At 71.7% G+C, this 14,481-nt stretch carries 8 protein-coding genes; 1 reads left to right on the forward strand and 7 read right to left on the reverse strand.

What is annotated here, in order from left to right; all coding sequences use genetic code 11:
* Positions 1-30: 30 nt before the first annotated feature.
* Positions 31-585 (forward strand): hypothetical protein, encoded by a 555-nt coding sequence (locus HNR67_RS28970; protein WP_185005349.1) that lies wholly within the window; start codon positions 31-33, stop codon positions 583-585.
* 42 nt (positions 586-627) lie between these two features.
* On the opposite strand, the gene HNR67_RS28975 is transcribed toward HNR67_RS28970, so the two are convergent.
* The 7 genes from HNR67_RS28975 to HNR67_RS29005 form a co-directional block, all read right to left on the reverse strand.
* Entirely contained in the window at positions 628-4,539 is a 3,912-nt protein-coding gene (locus HNR67_RS28975; protein WP_185005350.1) for a sialidase family protein, read from the reverse strand.
* A gap of 411 nt (positions 4,540-4,950) precedes the next feature.
* On the reverse strand, positions 4,951-6,582 hold the full coding sequence (locus tag HNR67_RS28980; protein WP_221490093.1) for a PucR family transcriptional regulator: 1,632 nt from the start codon (positions 6,580-6,582) through the stop codon (positions 4,951-4,953).
* Between the two features lie 22 nt (positions 6,583-6,604).
* Entirely contained in the window at positions 6,605-7,711 is a 1,107-nt protein-coding gene (gene menC, locus HNR67_RS28985) for an o-succinylbenzoate synthase (protein WP_185005352.1), read from the reverse strand.
* The gene (locus tag HNR67_RS28990; protein ID WP_185005353.1) at positions 7,708-11,016 is read right to left on the reverse strand and encodes a serine hydrolase; all 3,309 of its coding nucleotides are present in this window, start codon (positions 11,014-11,016) and stop codon (positions 7,708-7,710) included. Before HNR67_RS28990 ends, menC begins: the two co-directional genes overlap by 4 nt.
* A 17-nt stretch (positions 11,017-11,033) precedes the next feature.
* Positions 11,034-12,068 carry a dipeptidase gene (locus tag HNR67_RS28995; protein WP_185005354.1) on the reverse strand — a complete coding sequence of 345 codons (1,035 nt, stop codon included), beginning with the start codon at positions 12,066-12,068 and terminating at the stop codon, positions 11,034-11,036.
* Positions 12,069-12,184: 116 nt separating this feature from the next.
* Positions 12,185-13,498: a hypothetical protein gene (locus HNR67_RS29000; protein ID WP_185005355.1), complete on the reverse strand. Its 1,314-nt coding sequence runs from the start codon at positions 13,496-13,498 to the stop codon at positions 12,185-12,187.
* Complete coding sequence (locus HNR67_RS29005; protein WP_185005356.1) at positions 13,483-14,442, reverse strand: hypothetical protein; 960 nt, start codon at positions 14,440-14,442, stop codon at positions 13,483-13,485. The genes HNR67_RS29000 and HNR67_RS29005 overlap by 16 nt, the downstream gene beginning before the upstream one ends.
* Positions 14,443-14,481: the final 39 nt, after the last annotated feature.

Consider the following 14,481-nt stretch of genomic DNA (forward strand, 5'->3'; position numbering starts at 1 on the left):
CGATGGGCGGGAGCGGGTAGCGTCCGGCAGATGACCATCCCCGAGGAGTTCCGGGACTTCGCCGTGGCCGCCGCCGGTGCGAGCGGAGCACTGATCGGACTGCTCTTCGTCGCCCTGTCGGTGTTCCCGGAGCGGACCCAGCAGGCGGCCACCCACACCGAATACCACACTCGCGCCGCCGCGGCCCTGCTGCTGTTCGTGCACACCCTGCTGCTGTCCCTGGCGACCCTGGTGCCCGGGGCCTCGCTCGGCTGGTGGGCGCTGGCGGTCGCGGCCACGGTGCTGGCCTTCGCCGCGGCCATCACCAGGGCGATCGTGCACGCGGCGCGCACCGGCACCGGGAAGTGGCGGTCGCTGGGACTGGTGGCGGCGCTGCTGGTGATCGCCGGGTTCGAGATCCGGGCCGGGGTGGAGTTCCTGGCCGGGGGTTCGGTCGTGGACGCGATGCAGACCCTGGACTACGTGCTGATCGCCAACCTGGGGGTGGGTATCGCGCGGGCCTGGCAGATGATGGACATGCGCTCGATCGGGTTGTTCTCCTCGTTGTTCGCGTTGGCTCGCGTGGAGAAGAAGGCGGGCTCCTGACGGGTCGGGGCGGCCGGGTCTGGCCCGGCCGCCCCGATCCGGTCAGCTCAGCGGTGCGCTGACCGAGGACAGCAGCCGGTTGCCGGGATCGCTCCACAACACCTGCATCCGGTTGCCAAGACCGGCCACCGCGGGCTGTCTGGTGGTGCGCGCGTACCGGACCACCGGCACCGGCAAGGTCCAGGTCGAACCGTCCGCACTGGAGGTGCTGTAGAGGGCCTGATCGGCGCCCTTGCCCTGCCACAGCTGGTACAGCCTGCCGTTCACCGTGCTGAGCACCGGGCCACTGGCGCTCTCATAGAAGCCGCCGGGGTTGGCGGGCCAGGTCACACCGTCGGCGCTGGAGGCCAGCCGGATGCCGGCGTCGGCCTGGTTCTTCCAGCTCAGCACGAGCTTGCCGTTGACCGAGGCCAGGCTCGGCCGCTGGCCTGCCCGCTGGGTGGGCATGATCTGCTGGTAGGCGGTCCAGGTCCGGGTGTCGGCGCTGGAGGCCAGGTGCATCTCCCCGTTGTGGTTGACCACCGCGAACAGCCGTCCGTTGTGCACGGCCAGCGCGGGCGCCTCCAGCCCGGGGAACTGACTGCCGAGCGCACTGCCGTTGACCCAGGTCAGGCCGTCCACGCTGGTGGCGTACCACTGGAAGATGTTGTTGCCCTGCGGCGACCTGGCCTTCCAGGTGGCGACCAGCTTCCCGTTGAACACCGTCACCGTGGGCGCGAGCCCGCCAGGCGTCATCATCCCGATGGTGCTGGGCGGCGTCCAGGTGCGACCGTCCACACTGGACGATGTGACCACCGAGCCGGTGCTCGCGTGCTGCCACAGGGCGACCTGCCTGCCGTTGAACTCGGTCACCGCGGGCGGGGTGGTGGTCGCGGCGTCCCCGGCGACCGCGGCAGCGGCCGACCAGCGCTGGATGGCGGGCGCGGGCACCGGCAGCGAGTCGATCGGACCGGCGAAGTTGAACGCCGGGTACACCGCCTTCATCGCCAGCCACAGCTTGCGCAACTGCTGCTGCACCTCCGGCAGCGTCTGGTCCGAACCCTCGTACCGCTGGGCGAAATGCTCGGTGTACCGGCCCGCCAGCCGGTCCAGCCGCACCTTGGCCGCCCAGGCCATGCACACCGCCAGCGGATCCTTGGTGCTCAGGCCGGGCAGTCGCTGGCAGCCCAGCGGACCCGGATCCTCGAACTGGTCGGACAGCCAGGGCGAGACACCGTTGCCGAGGTTGTTCGCGGCGTGGTCGTAGATCCAGGACAGCAGCTGCTGCTCGTACAGCGCGTGCGAGCCGTGCAGCAGGGCGCGCAGGTGATCGTCGGACTTGAGCGCGCGCGGGAAACCCAGTTCGGTGTAGGCGCGCAGCAGGCGGGCCGCCAGGTTGACCTCGTTGGGCCTGCTGGTCTCCCGGATCTGCTTGGCGGTCCAGCGATAGTGGTCCTGCTGGCGGGCGGTGAGGAACTTCTCCATCCGGGTCCTGGCGTCGGCCTCGGTGTTGGACGGGTGCAGTGCGATGCCCTTGGCCTCGAACTCACCGCGCAACTGCGGCCACTCCTTGAGCACCAGCTCCGGCGCGGTGTGCTTGAAGAAGCAGCCCATCTCCTGCCCGTTGATCAGCGAGCAAGCCTCGAACTCCGCGCCCCACTTGACGATCGCGCTGATCCGCCGCGCCTGTCGCAGCTCCGAGCCCGGCCACTGGATGTCCTGCCGGAACTCCACTCGCAGGTTGCCGTACTCGCGCCGGATCTCACATCGCTGACTGGTGCAGGCATGGGGAAGGATCTCGGTCCGCTGGTTCTCGAAGGTCGCGGTCCAGCAGATGTCATAGCTCGGTGGGGCGTCGTGGATGTTGCGGGCCAACAACATCGCGGGCAGCAGCTGGGTGCCCTTGGCGTTGTTCGGCCGGTCGATCCGGTCGCCACCGTTGGCCTCGCAGCGCTTGGTCTGGCCGTCGCCCTCCAGGCCGTCCTTGTCCGGGACCTTCTGGTTCGGGCCGTCGAAGAGGCCGTAGCGGTCCCGGGTGGTCTCCTTCTCCAGTTCGGCGTTGCGGCCGTAGAACTCGGTGATCTTGTTGGTGTAGTTGGACATCAGCCCGGCGAAGAGCGGGTTGACGGTGCCGTTGGGGCCTGGGTCGCTGAACCGCAGCGCCGCGTCCCTGATCTTGACCCCGGCCTCGATCACCGCGTTCGCGCGTTCGGGCGCGACCTGCTTGGCCAGCGCGGGATTCTGCTCGGTGGACAGGGTGTAGGCGTTCGCGGCGATCTTCCACGGCAGTGGGTTGCCGACCTTGGGGGCGGCCGGGAAGGGCTGGCCGGACAGCCTGCTCGCGTAGTAGGCCAGGTAGCCGATGCTGCCTTCCGGGCCGTACAGGTCGAGGTTGGTCGCCACGTCGTTGGGATCGCGGCTGTCCTCGGGCACGGCGAAGGCGGTCTTGGCCATGACCTCGCTGCCCAGCCGCTGGAACTCGTTCTCCGGCCCCTTGTAGTCCTCGAAGGTCGGGGTGCGGCCGGGGTAGTTCTGGCGGAAGTCGACGAAGGTGTTCGCCGCCCGCCAGGTCGGCTCCGTGAACAAGTCGCCGAGGGATTTCACCACCGTGCGGCCGATCACCCTGGTGGTGCTGTCCAGCTTGGCCAGCTCGCGCTCGATGTCGGTGACCCGGCCCCTGACCACCTCCAGGGTGGCCTCCATCTGGCCGAGCTGGACGGTCAGGCCCGCGTAGATGTCGTTGAGCCTGCCGTCGAGCAGGGCGAAGTGGCTCTTCATGTTCTGGCTGAGCTGCTCGACCTGCTTCTGCAGCTTGCCGATCTCCGCCAGGATCACCTGCTCGACCGTCGGGCCGGCGGAGGCGAACAGCGAGACCAGGGTGCTGATCGCGCCGATCACGTTGCCGGTGAAGGCGACCGTTGCCAGGGAGAAAACGCTGTTGATCAGGGTGAACGCGGTGATGCACTTGTTCACCGCGGTGGCCAGCTGCACCGCGCCGGCGGCGAACTGGCGGACCTGCTTGGCGCCCTCGGGATCGTTGATGCCGACCAGGAACGCGACCGCGTCCAGCCCGCCCTTGGCCCCGCTGATGTACTCCTGCCGCTTCTCCTCCAGCTCCTTGGCCGCGTCCTTGGCCGCCTGGTCCGGTTCGACCGGCTTCTTGCCGGGCTGGTGCGTGGTGGTCCGGTTCCGCAGGTCCACCACCATGTCGCCGCGCTGGTTGGTCAGGCCCGTGCCGAGCTGCTTGACCGCGTCCTTGGCGGCCACCTTGAAGTCGGGCACGTTGCCGTAGCGGTCCAGGATCGGCTTGATGTCGAGGACCTTCTTGAACTTCGGCAGTTCGCCGATCTGCTGTCCGCTGGCTGCCGCGCTCACCCCGAGGGTGTTGCCCAGTCCCGCGTCCCAGGCGCCCCGGAACGCGGCGTCGGCGCGGGCGGTGGCCGCGACCCCGGCCCAGGCACCAGCCTCGGCGGCGGCGAAGCCCGCGTTGAAGGACTGTTTGGGCAGCGCGCCCATGATCCGGTCCTCGATGCGGCCGGTGATCGCGGTGACGTCACGGACGGTGAGCGTGCCGCGCAGCGCGCTGATCTTGGCCCCGTCCAGCACCGCGCCCGGCGTGCCCTGGAGTGCGACCAGGCAGGCGCCGACGATGTCCTCGGTGTCCTGGGCCCAGATCACCTCGGGCACGGCCGCTTCGATGGCCCGTTGCACGGCGTTGAGGTGGTTGGTGGCGGCGGTCTGGTCGGCGGCCGGGTTCCTGCTCCGCCAGTCCACCAGTTCCGCGCTGGCCACCAGGTGACGGGCGTAGTCGCGGTCCACATCGGCGATGCGGACGTAGCCGCCGAGCATGGCGTTGGCCAGTCCGGCGTTGTCCAGTGGCGGTTGCGCCACGGCGGCTGGGGCCGCGGCCAGGGTTCCGGCCAGCAGCGCACCCCCCAGCAATGCCGCGACGGTGCGCCGCAGTCGAGAACGCATCCTGTTCTCCTCGCGCAGTCAGGGTCCGGTGCGAGTGATCCACCGGTGCCCTGACTCTGCTGGTGGCGGGGCCGCCGCGGGAGGTGCGGACGTATTCAACAGGCAAAGAATACGCCCGTCGAGGTTGACGAATCCGGTGGCGATCATTCGTTTCGTAGCACGAACCGGGTGCACCAGGGTGGCCAGCCTGGACACCGGGCAGCCGGAGTTGCGGCTGGGCCGGGGACGCGTGCCCTAAAGCTTGCGCCCAGAAGTCCGGACCGCAATTCACCGGCGTGTTGGCCGTTGTCGTACACAGTCTTGGCCGAACTGGTACGCCTCTTCGGCCAACACACCGCCCACAACGGCCAACACACCGTCAAGTTCGGCCAACACACCGTACGAGAACGGCCAACACGATGTGGGGGGTGCTTAGCCGCGCCACAGCCGGAGTTGCAGCATCGCGGCGAAGCGGGCTCCCGGGTCGGTGAGGTCGATCTCGCCTACCTCGGCCAGCCGGCGCAGCCGGTAGCGGAAGGTGTTGGGGTGCACGAACACCGCGGCGGAGGCGGCCACCACATCGCCGAAGGCGTCCAGCCAGGCGTTGAGGGTTTCCACCAGTGCGCTGTTGTGCTTGCGGTCGTAGGCGAGCAGCCGGGCGACCGGGCCGGTGAGGGTGTCGCCGCGTTCGGCGATCAGGTCGGCGAGTTCGAGCAGCAGGCCCTCGCTGTGCACCTCGCCCACCCGCGCCACCGGGTTCCGGCCGCGCCCGGCCCGCAGCACCCGCAGCACCAGGTCGGCGCCCGCCCTGGACCGGGACAGCGCCATGCCGTCCACCGCGACCGGGCCGATGCCGACCAGGATGGGCAGCCGGTCGCCGAGCCTGCCGCGGAAGTCGGTGGCGATGCGGTGCACCCGCTCCTCGGCGGCCGGATCCTGCTGCGGCACCGGCAGGATCGCGTAGGCCACATCGCCGAGCAGTGCGGCGGCGGCCCGTGGGTGCACGGCGCTGAGGTGCATGGCGAGGGCGTCGGCGATCTGCTGGCGTTCGGTGACCAGCTGGGCGTGCTGGGCCGGGTCCTCGCCGTGCGAGTCGGCCAGCGCGAGGGCGAGCACCACCGCGGACTGCTCGGTCAGGCCCAGTCTGCGGACCGCCTCGGCCGCGCCGGGTCCGCCTTCCATCGCGGTGCTGACCAGGTCGGCACGCAGCCTGCGCTGCACGTCGGCGCCCGCGCGCGACCGCAGCAGGTGCAGCGCGACCAGTTTGGCCGCGTCGCACAGGGTTCGCGCCCGGTCCTCGTCGAAGGGCTCGCGGACCGCGGCCCAGATGGAGCCGAGGATCTCATCGCCGGCGCGCACGGCCACCGCCATCCGGGGCAGGGGCAGCGCGCCGGGTTCCTCGCTGGGCATGGCGTCCACGAAGACCGGGCGGTCACTGCGGTAGAGCTGCTGGAACACGCCGCGCTCGGCCAGGATCTGGGCGAACCGGGCCGGCACCTGCCTGCCCAGGATGGTCTCCACCCGGGACGGGTCGGCCTGCTCCTGCCGCCCGGAGAAGGCCAGCACCCTGGAGCCGCGGTCCTCGATCGTCACCGGCGCGTCCAGCAGCGCCGCGATCGCGTTGGCCAGCGCGAACAGGTCCCCGGACGGCAGGCCGCCGAGGGTTTCCGGACCGGCCTCGCCCACCTCGCCCTCGGCGATCAGCGAGCGCAGCATGGCGGCCAGCTGGGTCCAGGAGGCGCCGCGGGCCAGGCCGAGCAGCACCACCCCGGACCGGCGCACGGCCGCGGCGATGTCCGCGTCCACCGCCACCGGCCCGCGTACCACCAGCGCGGCCGCGTCGTGCCCGCCCAGCGCGTCCAGCCGGGCGACGATCTCGGCCGGGGTGTGCAGGCCGACGCCGAGCACCAGCGCCTGCCGCGGCAACTCCTGGTCGTCCAGTGGATCGTGGATCACCACCCCGCCCAGCCGCCGGGCCGGGCCGGGATCGCCGCAGACCAGGTCGACCAGGGTGCTGCCGAGGTCGTGCAGAACGCGGCCGAGTCCGGCCCTGGGGCTGCCCATCACCGCATTGTCCGCCATTTGTCTACAAAGGAATCCACTCGGTGCCGACGGTGACCGCGGCCAGCGCTTCGGGGATCGGGGTGACGCCGAGGCCCGGTCCGGTGGGCACGTGCAGGTGCCCGTCCTGGAGCACGAACGGCTCGGTGATGTCGGTGCGGTAGTAGCGGTCGGAGGCCGAGGTGTCGCCGGGCAGGGTGAACCCGGGCAGCGCGGCCAGTGCCACGTTCGCGGCCCGGCCCAGCCCGGTCTCCAGCATGCCGCCGCACCACACCGCGATCCCGTGTGCCACGCAGACATCGTGGATCCGGCGGGCCTCCAGGTAGCCGCCGACCCTGGCGGGTTTGATGTTGACGATCTGGCAGGCGCCCAGGGTGATCGCGTCCGCGGCGGACTGGGCGGAGGTGATCGACTCGTCCAGGCAGACCGGGGTGCGGATGGTCTTGGCGAGCCGGGCGTGCGCCAGGATCTGTTCCTCGGGCAGGGGTTGTTCGATCAGCAGCAGGTCGAACGGGTCCAGCCGGGCCAGGTGCCGGGCGTCGGCGAGGGTGTAGGCGGTGTTGGCGTCGACCTGGAGCAGGAACTCGTCGCCGAAGCGCTCGCGGACGGCCCGCACCGGCTTGACGTCCCAGCCGGGTTCGATCTTGAGCTTGATCCGCCGGTAGCCCTCGGCCAGGTAGCCGCCGACCGCGTCCAGCAGCTCAGGGATGGAGTCCATGATGCCCACCGACACCCCGCAGGGCACCCGGTCCCGCACCGCGCCCAGTTCCCGGGACAGCGGCACTCCCCTGGCCCGGCACTCCGCGTCCAGCACGGCCATTTCCAGTGCGCCCTTGGCCATCCGGTGCCCGTGGAACCTGGCCAGTGCCGGGGCGACCGCGGTGGCGTCCAGCCGCTCGCGGCCGGCCAGTTCCGGGATGAGGAACTGGCGGAGCACGTCCGCGCAGCCGTCCAGGTATTCCGGCGAGTACACCGGAGCGGCCATCGCCGCGCATTCGCCCCAGCCCTCGGCCTCGTCGGTGACCACCCGCAGCAGCAGGGTGGAGCGCACGGTCTGGGTGCCGAAGGAGGTGCGGAAGGGGGCGACCAGCGGCAGTTCGATCCGCCGCAGCTCCACGCCGGTGAGTTTCACGATGCCACCACCTTGGGGGTGGCCCGCACGCCGAGGTGCACGTACGGCTCACCGGTGGGCAGCGTGTAGAAGGTGACCGAGGTCCACGCGTTCGCCCCCGGCAGGCGGCAGACGAACAGCGAATCGGTGATCGGCACCAGGTCGAGTTCGCGCGGTGGTTCCGGGTCCAGCTCGGCCATCGGCCCGGTGATCGTCATCCGCAGCCGCAGTCCCGCCTCGCCCTGGAACACCTCGATCAGCTGCCCGGCCCGCTCGTAGCGGCCGAGGTGCCGGGCGGTGTCGACCACCGGCGGCCGCGGCGCGGGTTCCAGCGGTGCGGGCATGGTGATCCCGGCCAGTTCGGCGAAGATCTCCCGGTACAGCGCCAGGAACAGGTCGCGGGTCTGGCCGCCGTTGGTGAGCAGGGTGACCGCGAGGCCCGCCTCGGGCAGCACCCGCAGGAACGCGGACTGGCCGATGGTGTTGCCGTCGTGGCCGATCAGCCGGTGCCCGCCCCAGCCGAACCGGATCCAGCCAAGGCCCCAGGAATCGCCGAGCACGTGCGGGTCCGGCACCTCGGTCTGCTTGTCGGTCATGGCCAGCGCCGACTCGGCGGAGAGCACCCGGGTGCCGTCGGCGGCGAGTCCGCCTGCGAGGTGCATGCGGGCGAAGGTGAGCACATCGGCGGTGCTGGCGAAGATCAGCCCGGCCGGTCCGCAGGAGCGCGGCAGTCCCCAGGCCGGGGCGGGGTGCAGGTCGCCGCCCTCGCCGACGTGCCCGATCGCGGCCCGGTGGCGCAGCGCCTGTTCGGGCAGGGTGCCGGTGTGGGTGAGGCCGAGTGGCTCGATGATCTGCTGCTGCAGGGCGGCATCCCAGGTCAGGCCGGTGAGTTTCTCGATCACCCGGCCGGCCAGGATGAAGCCGGAGTTGCAGTAGGAGAAGGTCGCGCCCAGCGGGTGGTTGTGCTTGAACCCGGCGAGCTGGTCCGCGTAGCGCGCGAGGCATTCGTCGCCGCGGCCGGTGTCGGTGAACACATCGCCGTCGATGCCGCTGGTGTGGGTGAGCAGGTGCCGCATGGTGACCTTGCCGGCCACGATCGGATCGGCGAGCCGGAGTTCGGGCAGCACGTCCATGAGCGGCGCGTCCAGGTCGAGTCTGCCCTCATCGACCAGGCGCAGCACCTGGGTCGCGGTCCACACCTTGCTGATCGAGCCGATCTGGAACACCGAATCCTCGGTGACCGGCACGCCGGTGGCGGTGTTGAGCACACCGTGACTGGCCTGGACCACCTCGGCGTCCTGGTCGAGCCGCAGGATGCCCAGTGCCGCACCGGGCACGCCGTATTCCTGGCACAGCGCGGACAATCTGCGTTCCCAGTGCGCCCGGTCGATCGGCGCGCGCCGCGGCCTGCCGGGTTCGCCCGCGTACTGGCGGACCCAGTCGGCCACCCGCTGGTTGAAGTCGGCCCGGTGACCGGGTTTGCCGTTGAGGATGAACAGGTGATCGGCGCCGGGGTAGCGCACCAGCCGGGTCGGCACGCCCTGGGCACGCAACGCGGTGAACCACTGTTCGGCCTGCCCCACCGGGCACCGATCGTCGGCGTCCCCGTGCAGGATCAGCGTGGGCGTGCGCACCCGGCCCACCTTGGTCAGCGGCGACATCGGCCCGAACTCGGCCGAGCTGCCCAGTTCCAGTTCGGCCAGCAGGTGCCCGACATCGGAGGTCCCGGCCATGCTGGTGAGATCGCTGACCACGCCACCGGCGACCGCGGCGGCGAAGCGCGGATCCCGGCTGGTCAGGTAGCAGGTCATGAAGCCGCCGTAGCTGTACCCGGTGACGGCCAGCCGCCGCGGGTCGGCGATGCCCTCGGCGACCAGATCGTCCAGTGGCTCAAGGAAATCGCGCGCGTCGTCCACTCCCCAGGCGCCGAGTGCCTTGGTGTAGAAGGATTCCCCGTAGCCGTCGCTGCCGCGTGGGTTGAGCAGCAGCACCGCCCAGCCCTGGGCGACCAGGGTCTGGTGGTAGAGGTGCACCGGGTCGGCGGCGCCGTTCCAGGCGTTGTGCGGGCCGCCGTGGATGTCCAGCAGCAGGGGCAGCGGCCCGGTCCGGCCGGGATCGCGCAGCAGCCAGCCGTGCACCACCACGCCGTCGGAGATGGTGAACTCGCGTTCCGCACGCGGGAACAGCTCGGCCTCGGACTCACTGTGCCCGGTGCGGACCGCGAGTTCGCCGGTGGCCAGGTTGAGCACCGCGATCTCGGCGTAGGAGGAGCGGGTGCCGAGCACGATGGCCGCCACATCGCCACCGACCGACAACCCGGACACCGCCTGGTCGCCGCCGATCAGCAGCCGCGGTTCACCGCCGTCCACGCCGACCGCGTAGAGGTGGGTGTAGCCGCGGTCCCTGGCGCAGAACAGGACCGTCTGACCATCGTCGATCAGCGTCGGCGTGCCGCCGGGGTAGCCGGGCATCCCGGCCATCACGTTGCGGTCCAGGGGCGCGGACAGGTCGTGCACCTCGCCGCCGAGGTCGACCCGGAGCAGGTGCTGGTGGCCGGCGGCGGTGTCCTCGCGACCGGTGACCAGCAGTGCGCCGCCGTCGGCGGTCCAGCCCACCGTCCCGGCCACGCCGGTGCGCAGTCCGGCGGGTTCCGGCCGCGCGCCAGGCTGATCGGCGGCCACGATGTGCACCGGGGTGCGGAAGGTGAGGTCGGCGTCGGGGTCCTGGGCGGCGGCGAAGGCCAGCCGGGTCCCGTCCGGGGACCAGGCCGGGTTGCCCGCGTGCCAGTCCCCCGCGGTGAGCCTGCGGACCTCGCGGGTGGCCAGGTCGAGCACATGGAGGTGACCGCGGAAGGTGCGCAGCAGTCCGGTGCCGTCGGCCTTGTACCCCAACCGATCGGTCACCACCGGCGCGGTACCCGCCTCCGTGCCGTCGGCGGCCAGGTCGACCGCGGCGGTGAAGGCCAGCGCACCGCCGTCCGGCCGCCAGACCGGGGCGCCCGCACCCAGTGGCAGCGTGGTGACCTGCTCGGCCTCACCGCCGTCGGCGGGCAGCAGCCAGAGCTGGGCCGGTCCGTCCTGGGCCCGCAGGAAGGCGATCCGGGAGCCGTCCGGGGACCAGGCCGGTGACCGGTCGGCGGTGCCCCTGGTGAGCTGCCGGGGTTCGCCGCCTGCGACCGGGACCGTCCACAATGTACGGACGTCGTGATCGGCTGCCCGGTCGGTGGTGCGCAGCACGTAGACAACGCGGGTGCCGTCCGGGGAGACCGCGGGCTGTTCGGGCAGCGCGAACCCGTACAGGTCCTCGATGGTGACTCGCTTGCTCATGGTGCGCCAGCTCCTCGTCAGTGGGCTGCTCGGCCGAGTTGTCCGCGGAACAGGGTCAACACGTTGCCGCCCAACACTTTCGCGATGTCGTGCTCGGCCCAGCCACGGGCCAGCAGTGCCTCGGTGACCAGTGGCAGCCCGGCCGGTCCCTCCAGCCCCGGCAGGAACTGGTCGGTGGGCACACCCTCGACCTCGGCCGCCTCACAACAGGGCATCACCACATCGGCCAGCACCTCCTTCACGAAGTCCGGCCCCAGGCCAACCCGGTCCACGCCCATGACCCCGGCGATGTGCTCGATATGGTCGATCAGCCGCTCGATCCGGTAGTCGGTCTCGTGCAGGAACGGCGCGAAGAAGTTCACGCACACCACGCCCCCGTTGGCCGCGATGCCGCTGAGCTGGTCGTCGGTGAGGTTGCGGTGGTGATCACGCAGCGCGCGGGCGCTGGAGTGGGTGGCGATCACCGGCCGGGTGGCCAGCTCCAGCACATGATCCACCCCCGCGGCGCCGAGGTGGCTGACATCGAAGAGCATGCCCAGCCGCTCCATCTCGGCCACCGCCGCGATCCCGGCCCTGGTGAGCCTGCTGCCGGTGTGGTCCTCGCCGCTGCCGTCGGCCAGCGCGGTCCGCCCGAAGTGCGCCAGCGAGGCGATCCGCACGCCAAGGCGATCCAGGGTCTCCAGCAGTTCGACGTCCTCACCGATGCCCGGCGCACTCTCCAGGGCGAGCACCAGCGCGATCCGGCCCGCGCCCAGGGCGTGGTCGATGTCGGCGCCGTTGAAGCACAACTCCACCGCGTCCGGATTGCCCTCGGCGATGCGATGCGCGGCCTCGATCATGCGCAGGGTCTGCCGCAGCGCGCCTTCGGGCCGGTACAGGTCGTCGATGAACACCGGCAACACCTGCAGGTTCACCCCGCCCTGGCGCAGTTGCGGCAGCCACTGCTCGCGGAAGTAGGACGACCAGCGTTCGACCGGGCGGCCGACCACCGAGCAGAGCAGGTCGTTGTGCGTGTCCGCGACCACGCTGCGCCGGTGCAGGTCATCGGTCATCTGGTTCCCTCCGCCGTGCCATGGGCTGGATCATGACCAACGCTAGGCGTGGGCGGGGGCGGGTGCCTCGTGGGAGCGCACGAAAGTGGAGTGCGGAATCTGTCGGGGCGAACGAACTAGCCCACGATCCGCTTGGCGAACCGGCGCACCCGATCCAGCACCGTGAGCCGTTGGGGTGCCGCGGGTGGGAGCAGGGTCAGGATCTCCTCGTCGGTGGCCACCCGCGCGGCCAGCACGGCCGCCCGCAACGCCGCCCGGTCCGCCCCGGCGCTGCCGGCGACCCGGGCCCGCAGCCCGTCCCGGACGTGCACGTACACCTGCCGGTCGGCCAGTCGCCGGTAGTGCAGACCGGGGCCCTCCTCCAGGCATTCCAGGTACGGCGAGGGCGATTGGGAGCCAGTCTGGGCAGCGCACTCCCCCTGGCTCCAGTCCAGCGGTGCGTCGACCTCGATGTCGCGGGCGCCTGGCCACTGGCTCCGGTCGGTGAGCTGGAACACCAGGCCCTGGCCGGGGCCGGCGGGCGCGCTGGTGTAGCCGGGGATGTCGACGGTGTGGCTCGCCGGGTCGGCGGTGGCCACCGCGGCGAGCACGGAGTCCCGGAGCAACGCGCGGTCGACCGCGGTCGAGCCGATCAGTTCCACCAGCGTGCCGCCCCGGCGCAGGACGTAGCCGTGTTCGGACACGCTGTGCCAGTAGGCCAGTCCGGTCCGCTCCACCGTGCACCCGTCCACCGGATAGACGTGGTACTGGGCGCCGGTCACGCAGTCCGGTATGGGGTCCTCTGGCAGGGCCCGCAACCTGATGTGCCTGCCGGGCGGGGTGCCCGCCGGGCCGTCAGGTCGCAGCACCCAGCCGGGGTGCTCAGGTGATCGGTGGTAGCCGGGGAGCTGGCTGACCACGAGGTCCGCGCGCTGGCGCCGGGCGTCGGCCAGTCGCCGATCGGCCTCGCTCATCTCGGGGATCCCGTTCGCCGGCGCGGACAGCAGGCCGTAGCAGGCGGCGACCGCCAGCACGAGCGAACCGACCGCCAGGTGCCACCGGCGCAGCAACACCCCGGCCGTGAGCGCGCACAGCAGCGCGTTCCAGATCGGCCAGGGCAAACCCGGCCCCGGTGCGGCGTCCGCGGCGACTGCCCAGCTCAGGCCCCAGCCGAGTACCCACGGCCAGCTGACCAGGACCGCCCAGCAGATCCGGCCGGTCCTCCCCGGTGGCAGCCTCGACACCCCTGGCGTCATCGTGGCCACCCCGGTGAGCAACGCGATCCCGGCCAGCGCCGACACCGCCGCCGCGAGCACCATCGCGGCCTGGCCACCGGCGACCCCGGCGACCAGGCTCAGGTAGCCGCCGAAGGGCATGATCAGGCCGACCACACCGGCGGCGATGACCTGGGTGGGCGCGCCGCCCGGCCGCCGCGCTACCCCGCGATCCACTTGGCGAACCTCCGCACCGCCCCCACGAACGTCGCCGGCTCCGGCGGCGCGGCCGGGAACATCGCCAGCACCTCCGCATCCGTCACCCCCCGAGCCCGCGAAGCCGCCGCCCGCAACACCTCCCGCGTCACCCCAAGCCCGCCACGCACCGCCGCCCGCACCCCGTCCACCCGGTACTCATGCCAGTTCTCCCCCCGCCGGTACTCCAACCCGGGCGCCTCCAGCACGCACTCCCGCATCGGCCCCCCGGCCCGGAGCTGGGCGGCACAGGAGCCGGGGTCCCAGTTCTCGCGGCCGATGATCGAGAGCCGGTGCTCGGGCTGGTTGGCCGCCGGGTCGACGGGGGTGAGTTGCCAGCCGCGGTCGCCAAGGGTGCGGTGGTAGCCGGGGAGGTCGGTGATGGTGAGTTCGGCTCGGGTGTGGCGGGCGGCGGCCAGGCGGCGGTCGGGTTCGGTCAGGTCCGGGCCGGCGGCGGCCAGGATGTGCAGGAAGCCGTAGGCGATGGCCAGGGTCAGGGCGAGGAAGCCGAGCGAGAGGTACCAGCGGCGCAGCAGCAGGCCTGCCACCAGGGCGAAGGGCACGCCGCCCAGGAGCAGGCCGGTGCGGCCGGTGCTCAGGACGCCCTCGCTGACGGTGACGCTGACCCACCAGCCCAGCCCGCCGACGCCGCCGACCAGCGCCGACCAGCAGATCCGGCCGGTTCTGGTGTCGGTGAGCGCGGAGGCCGCCGGGGTCAGCGTGGCCATCAGGTAGAGCAGGGCGATCCCGGCCGGGACCACGACCAGGCCCACCAGCGCACCGGCCGGGCCGAGCAGCAGCACGCTGGCCACCACCACGGACAGGCCGAAGATCACGCCGACCGCGCCCACCACGCCCGCGGTGAGCACCTGCACGAGTGTGTGGGCGAGCAGGCGCCGGGTGGTCACGACCGCGGTCTCGGGCACCCCGTGAACTTGGCACATTCACTGGCGTCGGCGAAATCC

This window comes from Crossiella cryophila, from assembly GCF_014204915.1.
GTDB classification, from domain to species: domain Bacteria; phylum Actinomycetota; class Actinomycetes; order Mycobacteriales; family Pseudonocardiaceae; genus Crossiella; species Crossiella cryophila.